The sequence below is a fragment of the Tabrizicola sp. genome, from assembly GCF_036781545.1.
In the GTDB taxonomy this organism is placed as follows: Bacteria; Pseudomonadota; Alphaproteobacteria; order Rhodobacterales; family Rhodobacteraceae; genus Tabrizicola.
Window position 1 is genome coordinate 21452 of record NZ_DAIQAT010000005.1, and the last position, 22245, is coordinate 43696.

Genomic DNA, 22245 nt, shown 5'->3' on the forward strand with positions numbered 1-22245 from the left:
GACGGGGGCATCGGGGAGATGGGCGGGATGGCATGGGGAAGCGGCGTGCTGGCGGGCCTGGCGCTGGTGGTGGCGGTGCTCTACGGGCTGCGGTTCGCGGCGCGGGAGGAGAAGGGGCCGGTGGCGGCGGCGGTCAAGACGGGTTCAACCGGACTCCTCGCGCTGGCACTGGCGGGGCAGGGCGGCGGGGGCTGGTTCTGGCTGGTGCCGCTGGGCCTTGCGCTGGGGGCGCTGGGCGATCTGTGCCTGGCGCTGAAGGGGGAGCGGGCCTTCCTGGCGGGGGTCGGGGCCTTCGGGCTGGGTCATCTGGCCTATGCGGGCGGGTTCCTGTTGCGGTCGGGCGAGCGGGGGTTCGACGGGGTTTCCCCCGGCGAGGCGCTGGCGCTGGCGGGTCTGGTGGGGCTTCTCGTGTCGACCGAGGTCTGGCTCGCCCCGCGCACGGGGGCCCTGCGCGGGCCGGTGCGGGGCTATGTGGCGCTGATCGGGCTGATGGGGGTGGCGGCGGTGCTGTTGCCCGCGGTTCAGGGGCAGGGGGTGCTGCGGTCGGGGGCGGCGCTCTTCATCCTGTCGGACCTGATGCTGGCGGTGCAGATCTTCGTCGTCCGCGATCCGGTCGTGCGGCGCGGGCTGGCGCTGGCGCTGTGGCCCGCCTATTGGGCCGGGCAGGCGCTGATCGGCTGGGGGGCGCTGGCGTTCTGGGGTGCGGCTACGGGCTGATGGCCTTTCCATGCAGGGACAAAGCGACTAGGTGAAGGGAAACCAGCCTAGGGTGCCGCCCATGTCGTTCTTCAAGAAGCTCAAGGACCGGATGTTCCGGTCGTCGGACAAGATCGGCGAGGGGCTGGAGGCGCTGGTGGCCGAGGGGGCGGAGGCCGCGCTGCCCGAGCCCGAGAGCCCCGCGGAGGCGGTCGCGCCGCTGGCCGAGGCCGCCCCCGAGCCCGTCGCAAAGGTGCCGGAGCCCGCTCTGCGGGAGCCTGCCGCGCCGAAACCTGTCGAGCCGAAGCCCGCGGCGGAGAAGCCGGGGCTTTTCGGGCGGCTGATGGGCCGGAGCGAGGAGCCCCGGCGGGTGCTGGACGACGCCATGCTGGAAAGCCTGGAGGAACTGCTGATCCAGGCCGACATGGGCGTGGACACGGCAGTGCGGGTGACGGCGAACATCGCCGAGGGACGGTTCGGGCGAAAGGTCTCCACGGCCGAATTGCGGCAGGCGCTGGCGGCGGAGGTCACGCGGATCATGGAGCCGGTGGCGCGGCCGATGCCCTTGTATCCCCAGAAGCCGCAGGTGGTGCTGGTGGTGGGGGTGAACGGGTCGGGCAAGACGACGACCATCGGCAAGCTGGCCAGCCAGTTCAAGGCGGCGGGCAAGCAGGTGGTGATCGCGGCGGGCGACACCTTCCGGGCGGCGGCGGTCGAGCAGTTGCAGATCTGGGGCAAGCGCGCGGGGGTGCCGGTGCTGACCGCGCCCGAGGGGTCGGACCCCGCGAGCCTGGCCTTCGATGCGCTGACCAAGGCGCGGGCCGAAGGGGCGGATCTTCTGATGATCGACACGGCGGGGCGGTTGCAGAACCGGCAGGACCTGATGGAAGAACTGGCGAAGATCGTGCGGGTGATCCGCAAGGTCGATCCGACGGCGCCGCACAATACTTTGCTGGTGCTGGACGCGACCACCGGGCAGAACGCGGTGACGCAGGTGGATATCTTCCGCAAGATCGCCGATGTCTCGGGGCTGGTCATGACCAAGCTGGACGGCACCGCGAAGGGGGGCGTGCTGGTCGCGCTGGCCGACAAGTTTGGCTTGCCGATCCATGCCATCGGCGTGGGCGAGCAGATCGACGACCTTGCGCCCTTCGATCCGGAGGAATTCGCCCGCGCGCTGGTCGGGGCCGGGGAGTGATCCGCACAGGCGCTCTGGCGTTGCTGCTGGCGGGGCCGGTGGAGGCGGGACCGGGCTTGTGCGATGCGGTCTGGGCAAAGCTGTCGGAGGGGCTGGGCGGTTTCGGCACGCTGACGGCGACGGGCGTGGCGCAGGAGGGCGACTGGTGTGTCGTCGAGGTGCCGGTGGTGGATGTCGAGCGCCCGTATGTGCCGGACTGGCACATGGACCGGCTGCGGTTCCGCGGCGCGGCGCTGGGCTGGATCGCGGACGGGTCTTCGATGCCGGAGGGGCTGGAGGTCGCGGTCGAGGGGTTGCGGCTGGTGGTCCAGACCGGAAATGCGCAGATGGACTGGCTGTTCGCGGCGCAGGCCCGGCCGAACCGGATCGACGCAGAGGTTGCGCTGGCCTGGGATGCGGGGGCGAAGGTGCTGCGGCTGAAGGGATTGAGCATCGACTTTCCCGGCGAGAATGCGGTGGAAGCCTCGGCTGTTGTGACGGGGGTGGACCTGTCCTCGACCGGCGCGATGCAGATGTCGCTGGCGGGTTTCGCACTGACCGATGCGGATCTGCGGATCACCACGCACGGGCTTTTTGAATGGTATGTGCTGATGACGTTGGGGCCGGTGGTCCTGCCATCCGAGGGCGATATGGAGGCTGCCGCCGCGGCGATCCGGGCGGATCTGGCGGCGATGGTGGGCGACCTGCCGGCGACGAGCGTTTCGGACGCCAGCAAGGACGCGCTGCGGGCGCTGGTGGCGGAACTGCCGAATCCGTCGGGCGATCTGTCGGTGTCGCTGCGGGCAAAGCCGGGCCTTGGGCCCGTGCGGTTCGGGGGCTATGCGGTGACGGGAATGCCCGAGACGCTGGCCGAGGCGGCGCCGCTTTTTCAGGGCGTGACGGTCGATGTCGGATGGACCCATGCCGATGTGCCTTAGACTCGTGGCTCTCCTGGCGCTGCTGGCCGGTCCGGTCGGGGCGGAGCCTGCGGGATGCGATGCGCTGGCCAGGGCGGTGCAAGACACGTTCGGCCTGCGTCTGAGCACCGCGCCTGCGCCGGTGGCCGAGGGCTGGTGCGTCGTGGATGGCGTGCGGCTGGAAGGGGAAAGCGCGCCCCGGATCACGCTTCAGACGCTGCGGATCAGGGGCGAGATGGCGGAAGGCAGCCTGATGGCGCTGGAGGTCGAGGGAAAGGGGCTGCGGGTCGCGCCATCGCTGAACGACCGGAAGACGGCGCCCTGGCTGCGGGATTTCCTGCGTCTGCAGACGTCGGATATGCAGGTGTCGATCCGCAGGGAGGATGCGGCAGACCGGTTGCTGGTGCAGGACGGCCATCTGCTGCTGTCTGGCGGAGCGGAGCTGGCCCTGTCGGCCGAGATCGCGGGGGCCGGGGTGTCGGCGGCCTCGCTGCTGACCGGGCGGGTGACGGGGCTGCATCTGGAGTGGAAGAACGACGGACGGACCCTGCGTCCGGTCATGGAGGCGATGGGCGCGCAACTTGAGCCGGAGGCAGAGGGCACCAGGGCAGTGCTGGCCGCGCGGGACCTGCTGTCGGGGCTGATCGACGCGATGCCGGGGGACAGCCTGCCGCAGGATACGGCGGAGGCGCTGGAGCGGTTCGTCGCGGCACTGCCGCAGGGGCGGGGCCGGCTGGTGCTGGACTTCGCCTCGGAGGACGGGATCGGCGCGGCACGGCTGGGGCTTCTGGCGCTGGCGGAGGACCCGATGGGACCTGCTGCCCTGGCGCGGGTCTTCGCCGGGTCAGGGATCGGGGCAAGTTGGACGCCGGGTCTGACCCCGTGAGCGGAGGCTTTGCACCCATGGCGGTCCCGCGCGAGGGCTCGACCGTATTTGCCGCCTTGATCCGCCGGCCGGTTCCGGGCGAGAAGGCGGCGTCCGTGCGGGCGGGGCTGATGGCGCCGCCTGCGGCGGGCAGGATGATCATGGAACGGGCGGGGTAGGCGATGGCGGGGCGGAAGATCAACCCGATTCTCAAGCAGGTGCTGGAGCTGGGGCCGACCCTGGTCTTCTTCCTGATCTACATGCGGATCAAGGACGAGTCCTTCACCCTGGGGGCGACCGAGTATTCTGGCTTCATTGTGGCGGCACTGATCCTGGTTCCGTTGCTTCTGGTTGCAACGCTCATCCTGTGGTTGTTGACAGGAACGATCAGCCGGATGCAGATCTTCATCGCGGTCATCGTGATCTTCTTCGGCGGTCTGACCGCCTGGTTTAACGACGAGCGGTTCTTCAAGATGAAGACCACCATCGTCTACGGCACTTTCGCGGTGATCCTGGGGGCGGGGCTTTTGCGAGGGCGCAGCCTTCTGCAATGGGTGATGGCCGATGCTTTGCCCATGAAAGCAGAGGGTTGGATGATCCTGACCCGGCGCTTGATGCTGATGTTCGCCGCGCTGGCGGTGGCGAACGAGGTGATCTGGCGCACCCAGTCGACCGAGCTTTGGGTCAAGCTTGAAACCTTCGCGATGCCTGGGGCATTGTTTCTGTTCCTGATGGCCAACTTCATGGCGCTGCAACGCTACTTCCTGGAAGAGCCGAAGGACGAATCCTGACAGGCTGCACAGGAATGCCCCCTCCCGGTCCGGGTTCTGCCCCAGCTCTGCCTTGATGCGTGGCTAAACCTCAGGGTGAGCTTCAAGGGGGTTCACCGATGTACCGCAGCCCATCCGATCTTCTCCGCCTCTTCCTCAGCCTGTTCCAGGATCTGCCGCCGCTGTCGCGGGCGCTATACCTGCCGGGCGCGGTGCTTCTGATCGGTTATCCGGTGCTGTCGGTGCTTCTGGGCCCCGATCAGCACGGCCAGGCTTTCGCGACGGCTTTCCTGCTGGCGCTGGCGGTGCGGGTCGGGATGGGCTTCGAGGGCATGGTGCGGCGGATGCTGACCCGCTATTCGGTGGCGCAGGCGGTGGTCTTTGCCCTGCTCTTCGCGGGCATACCGCTCTTGGTCGTGGCGCTGGTCGACGATCCGCTGTGGTGCCAGCGGATGCAGAGCGCGTTCTATGTGGTGATCGCGGGCGTCTTCCTGCAGGATGTGCTGAACAAACGCGTCTCGACCGCCGCAAGCTTCTGGCCGGATGCCGAGATGGCCGAGCACCTGCCGAACCTGACCAAGATGATGGTGGTCTACAACGCGGGCTTCCTCCTCCTGAACGAAACCATGATCCGCGTGATGGAGCCTTCGCACTGGCTGCTGTTCTGGGCGGTGCTGCCGATCATCGGCCACACGGTGCTGCGCGCCATGGTGCTGACGGTGATCAACCTGGATGCTGGCCACGAAGCCTGACGAACCCGGCCTGAGGCTGTGAACCTGACCGTTCCGGGCGCCCGCAAGGGCGCCCTTGTCATTTCGTGATGACGCAGGCGGCCTTCTTCACGTCGATGCAGCGCCGGAGCGCGGTCAGCACCCCGGAGGGGGCGTTCGACAGGGGCAGGAAGCCCAGCTCCGACAGCTTGCGGGCATAGGTCTTCGACAGCGCGGGGTCGAGGTTCAGGGCGGTCTCGAAGTTGGTGTAGGCGTCCTCCATCCGGCCCAGGGCGGCGTCGATCCGCGCGAGGGTGTCGTGGTAGGTGGCGTCCATCCGCGCGCCGTTCGGATTCTGGCGCAGGATCTGGGTCACGCGGTCGGCCTCTTCCGGCTTGCCATCGGCCAGAAGGGCCGCGCCCTGCATGTTGACCGCGGCGAGGTTCTGCGGATAGCGCTTGAGAAGCGCCTCGGCCTCGGCGGCCACCGTCGCGGGGGGCGCATATTCGCCAAGTGCCAGAAGACGGCGGGCGAGGATATCCTCCTCGATCGCAGGGTTGGAATCGGGGATGGTGCCGGGTTTGAGCGCCTCGTCGGCGACGGCGACCAGGTCTTGGTAGCGCCCAAGGGCGGCCAGCGCGGCCAGCTTGTTGCGATAGGCGTTCTGGTAGCCGGGGATCAGCGAGATCGCGGTGTCGAAATAGGACAGCGCCTCTTCCGCCCGGCCAAGGTCGATCAGGCAGCGGCCCTTGATCTCGTTGGCATAGGCATATTGCGGGTCGATGCGCAGCGCATTGTCAGCGTCGTCGGAGCAGCGCTGGCCGGCGTTGAACTGCCACCAGCTTTCGGCCCGGTTGGCCCAGGCGTCGACGTAGTCGTCGACCGCCAGCGCGGCGGAGTAATGCGCCAGAGCCCCGGCATTGTCGCCCTGGTCGTAGCGGACATTGCCGAGCTCGACCCAGACCCAGGCGTTTTCCGGGGTGTAGCCAAGCGCCTGTTGCAGGGTGGCCGCGGCCTCGTCGAACTGGCCCAGCATCCGCTGCGCCTCGCCCTTGAGCGACAGGGCCTGGGCGGCGGCCTCGGATGTTTCGGCGGCCTCGAAGGCCTGATTACAAAGCGCGATCCGGGCCGCATAATCCTGACCGCGGTCATCGCAGGTCTGGGCCTCTGCGGCGGCGGGAATCAGGGCGGCTAGGACGAAGAGAAAGGGGCGCATGGGGGCCTGCGGCAAGGTCGGGCAATCGCGGGAAGCGTCGATGACCTGACCGGAAAAATCAAGTGCGGCCCATGGGGCCGAGATCGGGCGGCAGGCCGGGTGCGACAGGAAAGCCCCAGGTGCCGAGGATCAGCCGGGACCAGCGCCGCGACGGCGTGGGGCGCGGCAGGTTCAGGGCCGAAAGCCGCCCGTCAATGAGCGCCCGGTAGAGCGCGATGGTGCCGGGGCGCAGATAGGGCGACCAATGGCAGATCCGGCGTGGCAGGTCGGGCAGCGGATGGCCGAGCGCGGCAAGCGACCGCAGGCTTTGCGGCTGGTCGATCCACAGATCGTGCCAGTTGGCCCGGGTCCGCCCCAGGCCCTGGCCGATCGAGGTGCGCAGGCCCAGATGGATGCCCCATTCGAAACCGGCGTCGAAGAGATCGTTCTCGCGCGTGGTGACGTTGACGAACTCGGCGGTCCGGCCCGCGGGCGTGTCGAGCGCCGCCAGCGCCCGGCCCCGGGTCTCGGCGGCCGCGAGCAGGATCATCCGGCTGATCCGCCCGGCGGGAAGGTACGGGAGGGCGGCCAGGGCGACGCGCACGCCCATGGAATGCGCGAAGACCTGGCAGGGACGGCCGCTTTGCCGGTGGACGGTCTCGGCGATCTCGGCCAGGGCGGGACCGCAGGCGAGGGCGCGACGGTGCGCGCGCCACGGGTCGCATTTCGCATTCCAGCCCAGGGCGATGCCAAGGCCGGTCCTGCCGTCGAGTCCCAGGTGACGCGGCCAGCTGACGGCACGGCGGTCTTGCGGTGCCGGGTCCAGCGAGAGGATCGAGCCGTGCGGGCAATCGCGGGCGAAGCCCGGGGCGTAGCGCCAGCCGTGGATCATCACCACGACGGGCGCGTCGGGAGGAAGGAGATCGAGCTTCCTTGCCAGCCGGTCGCGGTCGAACCGCAGGCCGTCGGGGCCGACATCGGCTCGGATCGGGCGGGGGTCGTCGGTCATGGCCGGCTCGGGGTCTGCTGCCTGTTGCCGCGAGGATGCTGCGGCGCGGCAACGCTGCCGTGACAGGCGGGTGACGGATGCGTGACAGGCGGGCCGATGGCGGGTTGACCGTCCCCCGCACCGGGCGTATTCAGGCCTTCGTGGCGATTTGTTACCGGATTGCGGGCCACGTTAAACAAGCCGCTAAAGAGGTGAAGGGCATCAGCCCCGGCACCTCTGATTTGGGCCGGGGTTTTTTATTGGCCGGGAGGCCCGCGATGTCGTCGAAGGACTGGAAGACCCGCACGCAACTGGTGCACGAAGGCACCCGCCGCAGCCAGTATGGCGAGATGGCCGAGGCGATCTTCCTGACGCAGGGCTTCGTCTATCCGACCGCCGAGGCGGCGGAAGCGCGTTTCGTCAAGGCGGGCGAGGACGAGTTCATCTATGCCCGCTACGGCAACCCGACGACGCGGATGTTCGAGGAGCGCATCGCCGCGCTGGAGGGGACGGAGGACGCTTTTGCCACCGCCAGCGGGATGGCGGCGGTCTCGGGCGCGCTGATGTCGTGCCTCAGGGTGGGGGACCACGTGGTGTCCTCCCGCGCGCTGTTCGGGTCCTGTCTTTATGTGCTGGAGGAGGTGCTGCAGCGCTTCGGCGTGAAGGTGACGTTCGTGGATGGCGCGGACCTCGACCAGTGGCGCAAGGCCGTCACACCGGGGACAAAGGCGGTGTTCTTCGAATCCATGTCGAACCCGACACTGGAGCTGGTGGACATCCGCGGCGTCAGCGAGATCGCCCATGCGGCGGGGGCGCTGGTGATCTGCGACAACGTTTTCGCCACCCCGATCTTCAGCCGCGCGGTGGAGCAAGGGGCGGATGTGGTGGTCTATTCGACCACCAAGCATGTCGACGGCCAGGGCAGGGCGCTGGGGGGCGTGGTCTGCGGCACGAAGGAATTCGTGCGCAAGGTGCTAGAACCCTATATGAAGCACACCGGCGGCAGCATGAGCCCGTTCACCGCCTGGATGCACCTGAACGGCATGGCGACGCTGGACCTGCGCTGCCGGGCCATGGCGGATGCGGCGCTGACAGTGGCGAAAGCCCTGTCCGGAACCCCCAACGTGTCGAAAGTGATCTATCCGGGGCTCGCCAGCCACCCGCAGCACGCGCTGGCCATGGCGCAGATGGGGTCGGGCGGCACTCTGGTCACGTTCGAGGTGGCGGGCGGCAAGGAGGCGGCTTTCCGTTTCATGAATGCGCTGGAGATCGTGAAAATCTCGAACAACCTCGGCGACGCCAAGACCATCGCCACCCATCCGGCGACGACGACCCATCAGCGGCTGCCGCAGGATCAGAAGGACATCCTGGGAATCACCCCCGGCCTGATCCGGCTGTCGCTGGGGCTGGAGGATGCGGACGACCTGATCGCCGACCTGACGCGGGCGCTTTCGGTCGCGTGACCGTCGCAATCGCCGCTTGCTTTGGGCGGCGGAATGCCTATGTGATGGAGACCTGCCCCGGACCAGGGTGATCCGGCGGCGGGCCCCTCACGTAGAAGATTCCGGAAATTGACGGCGCGGCCATGGCCCGCCTGAACCGAAAGGACCAGCCCGATGAACATCCATACCCCCGAGATCGACCGGCTTCCCACGCGGGAAGAGGCAGAGGCGGCGCTGGCCGTGCTGCGGCAATGGGCGGGCAAATCCTCGGACGAGGACATCTCGCGGCTGGATTCGGCGGTGGGCTGGCTGGTGCCGGGGCAGGGCTATCCAGCGCTTTCGCGCGTCTACCCCAATACGTTCCGCGCCGATGAGGCCTATCGCGCGTCGATGCCCGACCTTCAGAACGGGCCGTCCAGCCTGATCCGGGGCGCGAAGTCGCGCATCCAGCATGTCGGGATTTCCAACTTCCGCCTGCCGATCCGCTATGCCACCCGCGAGGGTGCGGCGCTGGTCTTGGAAACCAGCGTGACCGGCACGGTCAGCCTGGAGGCCGAGAAGAAGGGCATCAACATGAGCCGCATCATGCGGTCCTTCTATGCCCATGCCGAGAAGGAATTCTCCTTCGGGGTGATCGAGGCGGCGCTGGACGATTACAAGGCCGACCTCGGTTCCTTCGACGCGCGCATCCAGATGCGGCTGTCGTTCCCGATGCAGCTTCAATCGCTGCGCTCGGGCCTGGCAGGCTGGCAGTACTACGATATCGCGCTGGAACTGGTGGAACAGGCCGGGGTCCGCACGCGGATCGTGCATCTGGATTACGTCTATTCCTCGACCTGCCCCTGCAGCCTGGAACTGTCGGAGCATGCCCGCGCCACGCGGGGGCAACTGGCGACGCCGCATTCGCAGCGCTCGGTCGCGCGGCTGTCGGTGGTGCTGGCGGGCGAGATGGCCTTCGAGGACCTGATCGAACTGGCCCGTGGCGCGGTCGTCACCGAGACGCAGGTCATGGTGAAGCGCGAGGACGAGCAGGCCTTTGCGGAACTGAACGCCGCGAACCCGATCTTCGTCGAGGATGCGGCGCGGCTCTTCTGCGAGGCTTTGCGGTCCGACGCGCGGATCGGCGATTTCCGGGTGGTCGCAAGCCATCAGGAAAGCCTGCACAGCCATGATGCGATCAGCCTTCTGACCGAGGGCGAGACCTTTGCCGGGACGAGCCTCGACCCGCATCTCTTCCAGACGCTGATCCACGGCCGGTGACGGGGCGCTGACGGCCCGGATTGACGGCGGACGCGGGGCCGCGTAGCCATGCCCGACCATGGTTGACTTCCGCCCCGTCGCCTATGTCATCGGCCGCATCCTGATCGTGCTGGCGATCCTGATGCTGGCCCCGGCCATCATCGACTGGCGCGCGGGGCTGGAGAACGGCTATGACTTTTTCGCCTCGGCGGCGCTGACCGGTGTGGTCGGCGGCGGGCTGACGCTGTCGACCGGCAATGCGCTGGGAAAGCCGCTGGATACGCGGCAGGCCTATCTGCTGACCGCGGGCATCTGGTTCCTGGTGCCCTTCTTCGCCGCCCTGCCGTTCTGGATCGGCGAGCCGGGGCTCACGCTCAACAACGCCTATTTCGAGGCGGTCTCGGGGATCACCACCACTGGCTCCACCGTCATCTACGGGCTGGACGACCTGCCTGCGGGGATGAACCTGTGGCGGGGGATGCTCAACTGGCTGGGGGGCCTTGGCATCGCCTTCATCGCGATGATCTTCCTGCCGCTGATGCGGGTGGGGGGGATGCAGTTCTTCCGCACCGAGGGTTTCGACACCTTCGGCAAGGCCCTGCCGCGCGCCGCCGATATCGCGATGCAGCTTCTCGGCGTCTATGTCGGCCTGACGGTCCTGTGCATCGCGGTCTATGCCGCCATCGGCATGGAGACGCTGGATGCGGTGGTGAACGGGTTTTCCACCATCGCCACCGGAGGGTTTTCGCCCTCGGATGACTCGTTCAACAAGTATGCGGGGTCGGGCGAGTATTTCGGCGCGCTGTTCATGATCCTGGGCAGCCTGCCCTATATCCGCTACGCGCAGATGATGAGCGGGGCGCCCCAGGCTTTGTGGCGCGACAGCCAGGCGCGCGCCTATGTCCGCTGGCTGGCCTATGCGGTCCTGTCCGTCACCGCCTGGCGGGTCTGGACCACCGGCGACCCGGTAGAGCCGGTCTTCCGCGAGGCGCTGTTCAACCTGACCTCGATCATGTCGTCGAGCGGGTTCTTTACCGGATCCTTCCCGACCTGGGGCGGCTTCATGCTGGTGGTGGCCTTCGTGATCGGGATCGTCGGCGGCTGCTCGGGGTCATCCGGGGCGGGGCTGACGGTGTTCCGGGTGCAGCTCGTGCTGGCGGTGGTGCGGCGCGAGGTGCGGCGGATCGGCAACCCGTCAAGCGTCGAACCGATCCGCTATGACGGACGGACGGTGGGCGAGGATGTGTTGAACGCGCTGATCCTCTTCGTCTCGGGCTACATCCTGATCCTGGGGGTGATGAGCGTGGCGATGACGCTTCTGGGCGTCGATTCCATGTCGGCGCTTTTCGCGGTCTGGACCGCGCTGGCCAATGTCGGCTACGGCTTCGGCCCGCTGGTCGAGCGGACCGGCACCTTCGTCGACTTCCCGCCCGGCGCCATCGCGATCATGTCGCTCTGCATGTTGCTGGCCGCCTTGGCCTGCTCACGATCCTGGTGCTGGTGCTGCCCAGCTTCTGGCGGCGATAGGGGCTTTGGCAGGCACGGCAAGCCCAAGAATTTTCTAGAAAATTCTTGGGCTTATCCCTGATTACTCCCAGCAGGAGACCAGCGCGGTCATTCCCATCGCGGTGTCGGCCAGCGCCGCGGGCGAGAGCGCGCTGGTATTGGTCGCGGGCAACGGGGCGACGCCGGTGGGGGTGAGAAGGCGGGCGATCTCGGCCGCCGGAAGCGCGAAGACCACGCCTGCGGGCAGTTGTTTGCCACCTTCGGACGCAGCCGGCAGCAGCATCCCCAGAACCGAGCCCGACGTGTCCAGCACCGCGCCACCGGCATCGCCGGGCAGGGATTGCAGGGAAAGCCGGTTCAGCCCCGCCTCGCCGTTCAGCCCGGCAAGCTCGTCAAGCGTGCCGAAGGTCAGGGTGGGCGCGGGCAGGCGGTCTTCGTAGGAATAGCCGGGCACGGTCACTTCGCTGCCGGGCCGCGCGGGGCTGGTGGCGAAACCGGCCACGGCACGTGGGGAAAGCGGGGATTTCGGGGTAAGAAGCGCGAGGCCCGAGGCGGCGTCGGAAAGGCTGACGCTGGCATCGGTCGCGCGGTCGATGGTGATGCGGCCACAGGACGCGACCGCCTCGACCGTGGTCAGCACCGCGCCCTGGGGCGAGACGAAAAAGCCGGTGCGGCTGAACTTCGGCTTCCTGACTTCGAGGCCGGAGAGGAGCCCCGCCTTGGTGCCTGCATCCATGGCGACCATGCCGGGGTCGAGCACGCTGTCCCCGTCCGGCTTGAAGCTTTGCTCAAGCACCTGCAGGATGCGGGCGTCCCGCGCCTCGTTTCCGGGGGTGGAGATCAGCATCCAGCCCTTGATCCGGTCGCCTTTCAGCGCGGCGAAGACAGTGGTGTCGGCGGTGGCGCTGGTGCCGCGGATGCGGAAGCTGCGGTCGCCGCGGTCGCGCGCGCCTTCCAGCGGCACGGATTCCAGTGTCTGCAGCACATCGTAAAGCCCGTAAAGCGCGGCCTGGTCGCCGGGCTGCGAGATCAGCAGGATGCGGGGCGCGTCTGGCGTCTTGGCGCGGTAGTGGACGAAGGGCGGTTCGTAATGGTCGAACTCGACCAGGCCCAGCGGCAGGGTGACGCTGATGCCGGATTCGCGCTCTTCCACCTCGGAGAAGCCGAAGGCGGCGCGCTCGCCCTTCCAGGCGTCGAGCAGCGCGCGGCGCTGGCGGGTGGTCAGGATGCCGGTCGGCTCCAGCGCCTGCGCTTCCTGCCAGGCCGCCATGGAGTTGCGGGTGCCGGGGCCGAACGCGCCGTCGATGCCGCCGGTGTAGAAGCCGAACCATTGCAGCGCGGTCTGCAGGTCCTTGCGGTCCTCGGGCAGCAGGATCGCCTCGCTGTCGCGCGCCTCGGCTTTGGTCTCGTCCGGGGCTTCGGTGGGTTCGGGTTCGATGACGGGGTCCGGTTCGACGGTGGCCACGGCCTCGGGCGCCTCGGGGGCGACGGCGGCACCGCCTTCGGGCCAGAACTGGTCACCATAGTCGCGGGAATAGGCGATGAAACTGTCCGCTGGAATCTGGCCCTCACGCTTCAGGGCATTGAGGCGGACCGCCGCCTCGTCGGCGGGGTAGGGGCCGAGGGCGATGCCGAACCAGCCGGACCGCAGCCGGAACCCGGCGGTTTCGGGGAAGAGCGAGGCATAGGCCTGCGCCCTGTCCTGTGCGCTGGCGAGATCGGGAAGCGCCTCGACCTGCACCCATGCGGTGCCATCCTGGGCCGCGCCTGCCTGCGGGTTCAAAAGGAAAAGGCCGGAGAGAAGCAGGGCAAGCAGGGCAACGGGTCTGAACATGAAGAGGTCCTGAAAGGCGGAAGCGGTTCGCGCGACATTAGTCTGTGCGTGCGCGGCGGCAAGGCGAAACCGGTCACGTTTCCGCCGGTTCTTTCCGGAATTGACCCTCTGGCCCCCAGGGAATAGGGAAGGCGCGAGTTCCGCCGCCGCCAGAGGCCACCGATGTCCGACGCCAGCCCCACGCCGAAAAGCTTTCAGGAAATCATCCTGCGGCTGCAGAACTACTGGGCGGCGCAGGGCTGCGCAGTTCTGCAGCCCTATGACATGGAAGTGGGCGCGGGCACCTTCCACCCGGCCACCACGCTGCGGTCCTTGGGGTCGAAGCCTTGGGCCGCGGCCTATGTCCAGCCCTCGCGCCGCCCGACCGACGGGCGCTATGGCGAGAACCCGAACCGGCTGCAGCACTATTACCAGTACCAGGTGATCATCAAACCCTCGCCGGCGAACCTTCAGGACCTCTACCTCGGCTCGCTCGCCGCCATCGGCATCGACCTTGGCCTGCACGACATCCGCTTCGTCGAGGATGACTGGGAAAGCCCCACCCTCGGCGCCTGGGGCCTGGGGTGGGAGGTCTGGTGCGACGGGATGGAGGTCAGCCAGTTCACCTATTTCCAGCAGGTCGGCGGGCATGACTGCAAGCCGGTCTCGGGCGAGCTGACCTATGGGCTGGAACGGCTGGCGATGTATGTGATGGGTGTGGACCATGTGATGGACATGGCCTTCAACGACCCGCAGAGCCCGATCCCGCTGACCTATGGCGACATCTTCCGCCAGACGGAAGAGGAATACTCCCGCCACAACTTCGACGGGGCGACCACGGAAATGCTGTTCCGACATTTCCAGGACGCCGAGGCCGAATGCGAGCGTCTCCTCGCCTTCGAGCCGCAGGACCCGAAGTCCGGCAAGCGGATCATCATGGCGCATCCGGCCTATGACCAGACGATCAAGGCCAGCCATCTCTTCAACCTCCTCGACGCGCGGGGGGTGATTTCCGTCACCGAACGCCAGGCCTATATCGGCCGCGTCCGGGCCTTGGCGAAGAAATGCGCCGATGCCTTCCGGCTGACCGAGGCGGGGATGGACGCGTGAATGCGGGCCCGATCAACGCAGGGAAAGCCATCGTGGGGGCCATCGTGATCGTTGCGGCCATCGCCGGCGGCTTCCTGTGGTATACCGCCGAGCGCGCCTATTACACGCCGGTCGCCTTCCGGCCCGGCGCGGAAATCCGGCTGGTGCCGCTGGTGGGCGGCCAGCCCGAGGCGATCATCGCCGAGGGGATTCAGGGCATTGATGCCGACAGCTCGCCCATCAAGTTCCGCGCCTGTTTCACCACGCCGCTGACGCTGGCAACGCTGACCGAGACCTACAAGGACTACCCCGGCGCCGAGCCGCTGGTCGCGCCCTCGGGCTTCGACTGTTTCGACGCCGCCGCTATCGGCAAGGCGCTGGAGACCGGCGAGGCGCTGGCTTTCCTCTCCGAGCCCGACATCCATCCGGGCGTCGACCGGGTAGTCGCGGTCTTTGCCGATGGCCGCGCCTATGCCTGGCAGCAGCTGAACGCCGAATTCAAGGACTGACCCCGTGGCCGAGGCCGAGGATCCCCTCAAGAAGCTCAAGCGCCGCCACCAGCGCGACCTGCGCCATGCGCGGGCCGAGGGGCTTTTGCAGGGCGTCGCCTCGATGCTGCAGCCGGGCGATGTGGCGGTGGATTGCGGGGCGAACCGAGGCGATGTGACGGCGCTGCTGGCGGCAAGCGGTGCCACAGTCCATGCCTTCGAGCCGGATCCCTACAACGTGGCCAAGCTGACCGAACGCTTCGCCGAGGCGCCCAACGTGCAGGTCCATGCCGCTGCGGTCGGCCCGGTCGCGGGCAGCATCCGCCTGATGCGTGCGGCGAACTGGGAGGCGAACCCCGACCTCGCCTCGGTGAAGAGCACGGTCGTCACAGGCGGCCACAACATCGCCGAAGGCGCCGGGATCGACGTCGCGCTGGTCGACTTCCCCGCCTTTCTGCGCGGCCTTGTCGCCGATCACGGGCGCGTGGCCTTCGTCAAGATGGACATCGAGGGCGCCGAGCTGGACCTTCTGACGGCCCTGCTGGACCAGCGGCTTTTCGACCATGTCCAGCTGACCGTCGCCGAGACGCATGAGCGCAAGTTCAAGGACCTGCGCCCCCGCTTTGCCGCGCTGCGATCTGCCATTGCCGAAGCCTACCCGCCGACCCGCGTCAACCTCGACTGGATCTGACTTCAGGAAGCCCACGATGCCCGACCTTCTGATCGAACTCTTCTCCGAGGAAATCCCGGCCCGGATGCAGGCCCGCGCGCGCGAGGACCTGCGGAAGCTGGTGACGGACGGGCTGGTCGAGGCCGGGCTGACCTATGCCTCTGCCGGGGCGTTTTCCACCCCACGGCGGCTGGTGCTGTCGGTGGAGGGGCTGACCAGCGAGAGCCGCGCGGTGCGCGAGGAACGCAAGGGGCCGTCGACCAGCGCCCCCGCGCAGGCGGTGGAGGGGTTCCTGCGGTCTACCGGCCTGACGCTGGACCAGCTGGAGCGGCGGGCGGAGAAGAAGGGCGAGACCTTCTATGCGGTGATCGAAAAGCCCGGCCGTGCGGCGGCTGAGATCGTGGCCGAGGTGCTAGAAGCCACGATCCGCGCCTTCCCCTGGCCGAAGTCGATGCGCTGGGGGTCGGGCAGCTTGCGCTGGGTGCGGCCCTTGCAGTCGATCCTTTGCCTGTTGTCGGATGAGGGCGGCGCGCATGTGGTGCCGCTTTCGGTGGACGGGATCGTCGCGGGCAACGTGACCGAGGGGCATCGGTTCATGGGCAACGGGCGCTTCACCGTCACCGGCTTCGACGATTATGCGGTGAAGCTGAAGCGGGCCAAGGTGATGCTGGACACCGCCGAACGCGAGGCGGCGATCTGGCAGGGGGCGCAGAACCTGGCCTTCGCGGCGGGGATGGAGGTGGTTCCCGACGCAGGTCTCCTCACCGAGGTCGCGGGGCTGGTGGAATGGCCGGTGCCGCTGATGGGCCGGATCGCGGAGCAGTTCCTCGGCCTGCCGCCGGAGGTGCTGCAGACCTCGATGAAGGAGCATCAGAAGTTCTTCTCAGTGCAGAACCCAAAGAGCGGGCGGATCGAGGGCTTCGTGACGGTCGCCAACATCGAGGCGGCGGATGGTGGCGAGGTGATCCTGAAGGGCAACCAGAAGGTGCTCGCGGCGCGGCTGTCGGACGCGAAGTTCTTCTGGGAGAACGACCTGCGGGTGGCAAAGGCGGGCATGGACGACTGGGCCGAGGGGCTGAAATCCGTGACCTTCCACAACAAGCTCGGGAGCCAGGCGGAGCGGATCGACCGGATCGCGGCGCTGGCCCGCGAGATCGCGCCCCTGGTCGGGGCCGATGCCGAGGACGCCGAACGCGCCGCGCGGCTGGCGAAGCTGGACCTGCGGTCGGCGATGGTCGGCGAGTTCCCCGAATTGCAGGGCGTGATGGGCCGGTATTACGCGATGGAGGCGGGGGAAAAACCGGCGGTGGCGGATGCGGCGCGGGACCACTGGCGGCCGAAGGGCGAGAGCGACGGGGTGCCGACCGAGCCGGTCTCGGTCGCCGTGGCGCTCGCCGACAAGATTGACACGCTGACCGGGTTCTGGGCGAGTGATGAGAAGCCGACGGGGTCGAAGGACCCGTTTGCCTTGCGGCGGGCGGCGCTGGGGGTGATCCGGCTGGTGCTGGGGAATGGGAGCGGCTTTTCTCTTTGGAAACTGCTGCTCGTTGGCATGTCTCGTCACTTGAGAATCCAAGACTTAGACCCGGCTAAGCCTGCTATCGAGAACTTCCGTTCCGCTATGGCGGCAAAGATGAGTGCAGAAATGCCTAGGGATGACTCGACTCCAAGTAGCGAGCTTCTGGTCATGCTCAATGCTCCCGCCGACCTCCTCTCCTTCTTCCACGACCGCCTCAAGGTCTACCTCAAGGACCAGGGCATCCGGCACGACATCATCGACGCCTGTCTCGCCATGCCGGGCAACGACGACCTCACGCTGCTGGTCAAGCGCGCCGAGGCGCTGGCGGGGGTGATGAAGACCGAGGACGGGGCGAACCTGATCCAGGGCTACAAGCGGGCCGCCAATATCCTGGCGCAGGCCGAGGCGAAGGATGGCGTCGAATATTCCTTCGGCGCCGACCCGAAGTTCGCCGAGACCGACGAGGAACGCGCCCTTTTCGCGGCGCTCGACACCGCCGAGGCCGAGATCGGGCCGGCGATGGCGGCGGAGGATTTCCCCCGCGCCATGGCCGCGATGGCCGCGCTCCGCGCGCCGATCGACGCCTTCTTTACCGCCGTGCAGGTGAACTCCGACAACCAGATCGTGCGGCGGAACCGGCTGAACCTTCTGCACCGCATCCGCAGCATCTGTTCCGGCGTTGCCGATCTGACCCGCATCGAGGGCTGATAGCGCCCAAAGATTCATCACCGACGCCCAATGTCGCGCTTGCGCGACGGGTCTTTCGGCGTATTCTGCAGCGGAACATCAGGTGCTGCAGTGCAGAAACACGACCCCATCGCGGAATTCGTCCAGATCACGCCTTCGGCGCAGATCGCGACGGCAAGCCATGGCTGGCGGGCGAAATGCCTGCAGCGGCTGGTGCGGCTTGACCTGCCGGTGCCGAAATCCGTGGCTCTTTCCGCCACCACGGTCCGCGCCATCGCGGCGGGGCATGGGGTGGACGCGGCGGGCATCCTTGACCATTTCGGCGACGGGCCGCTGATTTCCGTCCGCCCCTCGCCGGAAAACCCCGATTGGGGCGGCCCGGCGACGATCCTGAACATCGGGCTCAACGCCAAGCGCCATGCAAGGCTGGCCGAGACGCATGGCGAGGCGGCGGCGGATGCGCTCTACCTCCGCTTCGTTCAGGCCTATGCGATCCATGTCGCGCGGCTGGACCCCGACGTGTTCGACGGGCTGAAGCCGGGGCCGGGCGCGCTGCGCGAGGCCTTGCGCGAATACGAGGTCGAGACCGACGAACCCTTCCCGCAGGACCCCGCGCGGCAGTTGTCGGAAGTGCTCCGGTCCATGGCGCGCGCCTGGGAAGGAACCTCGGCCCGGCTCCTCCGCCAGGCCAAGGGTGCCCCGGAAGAGGCGGCGCTGGGGCTTGTCGTGCAGGAGATGGCGCAGGGGATCGGGCAGGGGATCAGCGGGTCCGGCGTGATCCAGTTCGTCGATCCGGTCACGGGCCAGCCGCAGATCACCGGGCGCTATCTGGGTCAGTCCCAGGGCCGCGATGCGCTGAAGACGACCGAGGCCTTGTATCTGACCCGCGACCCGCGAGGCCCGTCGCTGGAGGATGCGGCGCCCGAGATATTCGAGAAACTGGTGGAGTTCGGCGCCACCTGCCGCAGCCGCCTGCGCGAGGAGATGCAGGTCGAGTTCACCATCGAGGATGGCCGGCTGGCGGTGCTGGACGCGGTGAAGGTGCAACGCTCGGCCCGTGCGGGCTTGCGGATCGCAGTCGCGCTGGCCGAGGACGGCGTCATCCCGCGCGACGAGGCGGTGCTGCGCGTGGAACCGCGCGCGCTGTCCGAGCTTCTGCACCACCAGGTCGACCCGCGCGGGCCGCGCGACGTGATCGCCCGGGGGATCGCCGCCTCACCCGGCGCGGCGACGGGAATCCTGGTCTTCTCCTCCACCGCGGCACAGGCGGCGGCGGCGCGGGGCGAGGCCTGCATCCTTGTCCGCCGGGAAACCGCGCCCGAAGACATCCGGGGAATGCATTCGGCGGCGGCGGTGCTGACCGAGCGCGGCGGCGTGACCTCCCATGCGGCGGTGATCGCGCGCGGGCTGGGGCTGCCTTGCGTCGTGGGCGCGTCCGAGCTGCGGCTCGATGCGCGGGACGGCAAGCTGACCACCGCGGATGGCCGCGTCTTCCGCGAGGGCGACATGGTGACACTGGACGGCTCCAAGGGCGAGGCGCTGGCTGGCGCGGCCGAGATGCTGCCGCCCGCGCTGGACGACAGCTTCCGCCGTCTCCTGGCCTGGGCCGACGAGGTGCGCGACATCGGCATCCGGGCCAATGCCGACACCCCTGCCGATGCCGAAACCGCGCGGAAGTTCGAGGCGCAGGGCATCGGCCTCTGCCGCACCGAGCACATGTTCTTCGACGAGGACCGTCTGGTCGTCATGCGCGAGATGATCTTCGCCGACAGCCCCGGCGACCGCGCGGCGGCGCTGGCCCGCCTTCTGCCGATGCAGCGGGCGGATTTCGTGCAGCTTTTCGAGATCATGCAGGGCCTGCCGGTCTGCATCCGCCTGTTCGATCCGCCCCTGCACGAATTCCTGCCGCAGGACCGCGAGGGGCTGCGGGGTCTGGCCGAGGCTTTGGACCGGCCGCTGTCCGAAGTCACCCGCCGCGCCGAGGCCCTGACCGAGGTCAACCCGATGCTGGGCATGCGCGGGGTGCGTCTGGGGGTGGTCCTTCCGGAAATCTACGACATGCAGGCCCAGGCGATCTTCGAGGCGACGCTGGAATCCGCCCGCCGTGGCGCCCCCGTGGTGCCGGAGATCATGATCCCGCTCGTCTCCGCCCGCCGCGAGGTCGAACTGGTCAAGACCCGGATCGACGCGGTGGCCGCCATGGTCCGCACCAAGGCGGGGGCGGGCTTCGACTACAAGCTGGGCGTCATGGTGGAAACCCCCCGCGCCGCGCTCCGGGCCGGAGAGATCGCCCAGCATGCGGCCTTCCTGTCTTTTGGCACCAACGACCTGACGCAGATGACCTATGGCCTGTCACGCGACGATGCCGGGCGCTTCATGAACACCTATGTCCGGCAGGGCGTCTTCCCCGAGGATCCGTTCCATATCCTCGACGTCGACGGGGTGGGCGAGCTTCTGCACATCGGCGCCGACCGGGGCCGCAAGACAAGGGCTGACCTGACCCTGTCGATCTGCGGCGAGCATGGCGGCAACCCGGAATCCATCGACTTCTGCCGCCGCGCTGGGTTCGACTATGTCTCCTGCTCGCCCTACCGGGTGCCGATGGCGCGGCTGGCGGCTGCGCACCTCGCGCTCAACGACAGGAAGAAAGATATTTAGAAACAGTTAGTTGCAACAAAATCTTAAGAGATTTTCCCGATTTTTCGGCGAGATTTCGCCGAAACCCACCTCATTTTCGTGACAATTCTGCAACAGCGGTAGACCCCTGCCGCCGGTTCCCCTACCTCGCCGCTGCTTGCCAAGGCGGGGAGACTTCCGCCGGGAAACCAAAGACGGAAGAGCAGAATGAAACGCGACCTTGCGACCCTCGCGCTGGCGATGGCGCTGGCAGCCACTACCGCTGCGGCAGATACCAGCTGGGCGAACGGCATGTTCGGCCTGACTCCGACCCCCGCCAGCTATGCGCCCGAGTTGAAGCGCCTGCCCGTGCCCGATCTGAACGGCCCCTTGCCCGCCATCGCCCTGACCGACGGCATCACCGAGGACTGGCTGATGTCGCGCCCGGAGCCTACGGGCGACGCGCAGTGGGAATGCCTGACCGAAGCGTTGTATTTCGAGGCGCGCGGCGAAAGCCTGGAGGGCCAGGTCGCGGTGGCGGAGGTGATCCTGAACCGCGTCGACAGCCCGCTTTACCCCCGCACGGTCTGCGGCGTGGTCAAGCAGCGCGGCGGCGGCGGATGCCAGTTTTCCTACGTCTGCCGGGGCACCACCAAGATGCGCGAGAAGGACGCCGCCGATCTTGCCGGTCGCATCGCACGGGCCATGCTGGACGGCGCGCCGCGCCTGCTGACCGACGGGGCGACGCATTTCCACACAAGGGGCGTCCGGCCCAGCTGGTCGAAGCGTTTCGCCCGGACCGCCTCGATCGGCTCGCATCTCTTCTACCGCCAGCCCAAGGGTTGATGTCGCCTATCAGCATTTCCCTGGCGCCTTCTCTCTTGGCCCGCCTGTCCCGCATGCTATGAGGGGCGAAGCCGTCAGGGAGGCCATCATGTCCGATATCGAATTGGCCTTCGCCCATCCCGAAGACCGGGCAGAGGCTTCCGCTGGGGCGGCGCCGCGCGACCGGATCAGCCTGCGCGACCATGTGGTCGAGGCCGATATCGGCGCTTTCCAGAAGGAACGCGGCCACAAGCAGCGCCTGCGCTTCAACGTCGTGGTCGAGGTCCGCCCCGTGACCGAGCCGCTGGAGGATGACGTCGACCGCATCCTCAGCTACGACCGGATCACCGAATCCATCGCGGCCGAACTGGCGGCGGAACGGCTGAACCTGCTGGAGACGCTGGCCGAACGGGTGGCCGAGCGCATCCTGGCCGAACCCGCCGCCATGCGCATCTTCATCCGGATCGAGAAGCTGGATGTCGGCCCCTATTCCTTGGGGGTGGAGATCGTCCGTTCGCGCGCCGAACATCCGGTGCAGAAGGCAGGCGACGAGGGGATGGAATCGGTTCATCCGCTGGTCGTCTACCTGGACAACGCGACGATCCATGCCGCCGATCTCTCCACCCGGCTCGACGCGCTTCTGGCCGAAGGGCTGCCGCTGATCCTGACCGTGGGCCTGCCCGACCTGCCGCGTCCGGTGACGGGGCACAAGCCGACCCAACGCCGGGTCGATCTTCTCGCGATGGAGCAGAACGCCTGGACCCTTGCCGCCCGCGACCCGCGCTGCGTGGTGGTGGCGACGCGGACCGAGATCGACTGGGCGATCAAGCGCGGGCAATCGGTGGTCTGGGCACCCTCGAAACTGGTGCTGGATGCAGTGGACGGGCCGAAGGGCAGCGATCCGGTGGGCCTCGCTCTGTGGCTCGCGGAAACAATGTCGGCCACGGCGCTGGTTGTTCACGGCGAGGTTGCAGTCCCGGCGGGAAGCCGCGTCCCGGTGCGGCGGGCGTGAGGCTTCCCCCTTGCCAAGCGG

Annotated in this window: 20 protein-coding genes and 1 riboswitch; of the genes, 17 read left to right on the plus strand and 3 right to left on the minus strand. The window is 68.0% G+C overall.

The window, feature by feature from the left end:
* Nucleotides 1–27: 27 nt before the first annotated feature.
* The 7 genes from V7Q39_RS02185 to V7Q39_RS02215 all read left to right on the plus strand — a co-directional run bounded on the left by V7Q39_RS02185 (nt 28) and on the right by V7Q39_RS02215 (nt 5177).
* A complete protein-coding gene (locus tag V7Q39_RS02185; RefSeq protein WP_333814645.1) occupies nt 28–717 on the plus strand; it encodes a lysoplasmalogenase in 690 nt (229 codons plus the stop codon).
* Nucleotides 718–778: 61 nt separating this feature from the next.
* Nucleotides 779–1894 carry a signal recognition particle-docking protein FtsY gene (ftsY, locus tag V7Q39_RS02190; protein WP_333814647.1) on the plus strand — a complete coding sequence of 372 codons (1116 nt, stop codon included), beginning with the start codon at nt 779–781 and terminating at the stop codon, nt 1892–1894.
* Complete coding sequence (locus V7Q39_RS02195; RefSeq protein ID WP_333814648.1) at nt 1891–2811, plus strand: hypothetical protein; 921 nt, start codon at nt 1891–1893, stop codon at nt 2809–2811. Before ftsY ends, V7Q39_RS02195 begins: the two co-directional genes overlap by 4 nt.
* Nucleotides 2801–3676, plus strand: a complete 876-nt coding sequence (locus tag V7Q39_RS02200) for a hypothetical protein (protein WP_333814649.1) — start codon at nt 2801–2803, stop codon at nt 3674–3676. Before V7Q39_RS02195 ends, V7Q39_RS02200 begins: the two co-directional genes overlap by 11 nt.
* A gap of 17 nt (nt 3677–3693) precedes the next feature.
* Nucleotides 3694–3834, plus strand: a complete 141-nt coding sequence (locus V7Q39_RS02205) for a hypothetical protein (RefSeq protein ID WP_333814650.1) — start codon at nt 3694–3696, stop codon at nt 3832–3834.
* Nucleotides 3835–3837: 3 nt separating this feature from the next.
* Entirely contained in the window at nt 3838–4446 is a 609-nt protein-coding gene (locus tag V7Q39_RS02210; protein WP_333814651.1) for an inner membrane-spanning protein YciB, read from the plus strand.
* Nucleotides 4447–4544: 98 nt separating this feature from the next.
* Nucleotides 4545–5177 (plus strand): hypothetical protein, encoded by a 633-nt coding sequence (locus V7Q39_RS02215; protein ID WP_333814653.1) that lies wholly within the window; start codon nt 4545–4547, stop codon nt 5175–5177.
* 58 nt (nt 5178–5235) lie between these two features.
* Here the strand turns inward: V7Q39_RS02215 and V7Q39_RS02220 are convergent, their stop codons facing one another.
* A complete protein-coding gene (locus V7Q39_RS02220) occupies nt 5236–6351 on the minus strand; it encodes a tetratricopeptide repeat protein (RefSeq protein WP_333814655.1) in 1116 nt (371 codons plus the stop codon).
* Between the two features lie 58 nt (nt 6352–6409).
* Complete coding sequence (locus tag V7Q39_RS02225) at nt 6410–7339, minus strand: hypothetical protein (protein ID WP_333814656.1); 930 nt, start codon at nt 7337–7339, stop codon at nt 6410–6412.
* 130 nt (nt 7340–7469) lie between these two features.
* Nucleotides 7470–7547, plus strand: a riboswitch (SAM riboswitch).
* A 49-nt stretch (nt 7548–7596) separates the two neighbouring features.
* Here V7Q39_RS02225 and metZ point away from each other — a divergent pair.
* The 3 genes from metZ (at nt 7597) to V7Q39_RS02240 (ending at nt 11587) form a co-directional block, all read left to right on the plus strand.
* Nucleotides 7597–8781: an O-succinylhomoserine sulfhydrylase gene (gene metZ, locus V7Q39_RS02230; RefSeq protein WP_333814657.1), complete on the plus strand. Its 1185-nt coding sequence runs from the start codon at nt 7597–7599 to the stop codon at nt 8779–8781.
* 153 nt (nt 8782–8934) lie between these two features.
* On the plus strand, nt 8935–10020 hold the full coding sequence (gene folE2, locus V7Q39_RS02235; protein WP_333814658.1) for a GTP cyclohydrolase FolE2: 1086 nt from the start codon (nt 8935–8937) through the stop codon (nt 10018–10020).
* Between the two features lie 58 nt (nt 10021–10078).
* On the plus strand, nt 10079–11587 hold the full coding sequence (locus tag V7Q39_RS02240; protein ID WP_333814659.1) for a TrkH family potassium uptake protein: 1509 nt from the start codon (nt 10079–10081) through the stop codon (nt 11585–11587).
* On the opposite strand, the gene V7Q39_RS02245 is transcribed toward V7Q39_RS02240, so the two are convergent.
* Nucleotides 11588–13339, minus strand: coding sequence for a peptidoglycan-binding protein (locus tag V7Q39_RS02245; protein WP_333814661.1), 1752 nt, complete (start codon nt 13337–13339; stop codon nt 11588–11590). It lies immediately after the preceding gene.
* Between the two features lie 162 nt (nt 13340–13501).
* On the opposite strand from V7Q39_RS02245, the gene V7Q39_RS02250 reads away from it, so the two are divergent.
* The 7 genes from V7Q39_RS02250 (at nt 13502) to V7Q39_RS02280 (ending at nt 22224) form a co-directional block, all read left to right on the plus strand.
* The gene (locus V7Q39_RS02250; RefSeq protein ID WP_333814662.1) at nt 13502–14428 is read left to right on the plus strand and encodes a glycine--tRNA ligase subunit alpha; all 927 of its coding nucleotides are present in this window, start codon (nt 13502–13504) and stop codon (nt 14426–14428) included.
* Entirely contained in the window at nt 14425–14916 is a 492-nt protein-coding gene (locus V7Q39_RS02255) for a DUF6446 family protein (RefSeq protein ID WP_333814663.1), read from the plus strand. The genes V7Q39_RS02250 and V7Q39_RS02255 overlap by 4 nt, the downstream gene beginning before the upstream one ends.
* A gap of 4 nt (nt 14917–14920) precedes the next feature.
* Nucleotides 14921–15586, plus strand: a complete 666-nt coding sequence (locus V7Q39_RS02260) for an FkbM family methyltransferase (RefSeq protein WP_333814665.1) — start codon at nt 14921–14923, stop codon at nt 15584–15586.
* Between the two features lie 16 nt (nt 15587–15602).
* Nucleotides 15603–17792 carry a glycine--tRNA ligase subunit beta gene (gene glyS, locus V7Q39_RS02265; RefSeq protein WP_333814667.1) on the plus strand — a complete coding sequence of 730 codons (2190 nt, stop codon included), beginning with the start codon at nt 15603–15605 and terminating at the stop codon, nt 17790–17792.
* 90 nt (nt 17793–17882) lie between these two features.
* On the plus strand, nt 17883–20429 hold the full coding sequence (locus V7Q39_RS02270; protein ID WP_333814669.1) for a putative PEP-binding protein: 2547 nt from the start codon (nt 17883–17885) through the stop codon (nt 20427–20429).
* Between the two features lie 186 nt (nt 20430–20615).
* Nucleotides 20616–21233 carry a cell wall hydrolase gene (locus tag V7Q39_RS02275; protein ID WP_333814671.1) on the plus strand — a complete coding sequence of 206 codons (618 nt, stop codon included), beginning with the start codon at nt 20616–20618 and terminating at the stop codon, nt 21231–21233.
* Between the two features lie 85 nt (nt 21234–21318).
* Nucleotides 21319–22224: a dihydroneopterin aldolase gene (locus tag V7Q39_RS02280; protein ID WP_333814709.1), complete on the plus strand. Its 906-nt coding sequence runs from the start codon at nt 21319–21321 to the stop codon at nt 22222–22224.
* The last annotated feature ends 21 nt before the right edge of the window (nt 22225–22245 follow it).

Coding starts and splice junctions, on each gene's coding strand:
- V7Q39_RS02185 (WP_333814645.1), top strand. CDS start 28: ATGGCATGGGGAAGCGGCGTGCTGGCGGGCCTGGCGCTGGTGGTGGCG.
- ftsY (WP_333814647.1), top strand. CDS start 779: ATGTCGTTCTTCAAGAAGCTCAAGGACCGGATGTTCCGGTCGTCGGAC.
- V7Q39_RS02200 (WP_333814649.1), top strand. CDS start 2,801: ATGTGCCTTAGACTCGTGGCTCTCCTGGCGCTGCTGGCCGGTCCGGTC.
- V7Q39_RS02205 (WP_333814650.1), top strand. CDS start 3,694: ATGGCGGTCCCGCGCGAGGGCTCGACCGTATTTGCCGCCTTGATCCGC.
- V7Q39_RS02210 (WP_333814651.1), top strand. CDS start 3,838: ATGGCGGGGCGGAAGATCAACCCGATTCTCAAGCAGGTGCTGGAGCTG.
- V7Q39_RS02215 (WP_333814653.1), top strand. CDS start 4,545: ATGTACCGCAGCCCATCCGATCTTCTCCGCCTCTTCCTCAGCCTGTTC.
- V7Q39_RS02220 (WP_333814655.1), bottom strand. CDS start 6,351: ATGCGCCCCTTTCTCTTCGTCCTAGCCGCCCTGATTCCCGCCGCCGCA.
- V7Q39_RS02225 (WP_333814656.1), bottom strand. CDS start 7,339: ATGACCGACGACCCCCGCCCGATCCGAGCCGATGTCGGCCCCGACGGC.
- metZ (WP_333814657.1), top strand. CDS start 7,597: ATGTCGTCGAAGGACTGGAAGACCCGCACGCAACTGGTGCACGAAGGC.
- folE2 (WP_333814658.1), top strand. CDS start 8,935: ATGAACATCCATACCCCCGAGATCGACCGGCTTCCCACGCGGGAAGAG.
- V7Q39_RS02240 (WP_333814659.1), top strand. CDS start 10,079: ATGGTTGACTTCCGCCCCGTCGCCTATGTCATCGGCCGCATCCTGATC.
- V7Q39_RS02245 (WP_333814661.1), bottom strand. CDS start 13,339: ATGTTCAGACCCGTTGCCCTGCTTGCCCTGCTTCTCTCCGGCCTTTTC.
- V7Q39_RS02250 (WP_333814662.1), top strand. CDS start 13,502: ATGTCCGACGCCAGCCCCACGCCGAAAAGCTTTCAGGAAATCATCCTG.
- glyS (WP_333814667.1), top strand. CDS start 15,603: ATGCCCGACCTTCTGATCGAACTCTTCTCCGAGGAAATCCCGGCCCGG.
- V7Q39_RS02275 (WP_333814671.1), top strand. CDS start 20,616: ATGAAACGCGACCTTGCGACCCTCGCGCTGGCGATGGCGCTGGCAGCC.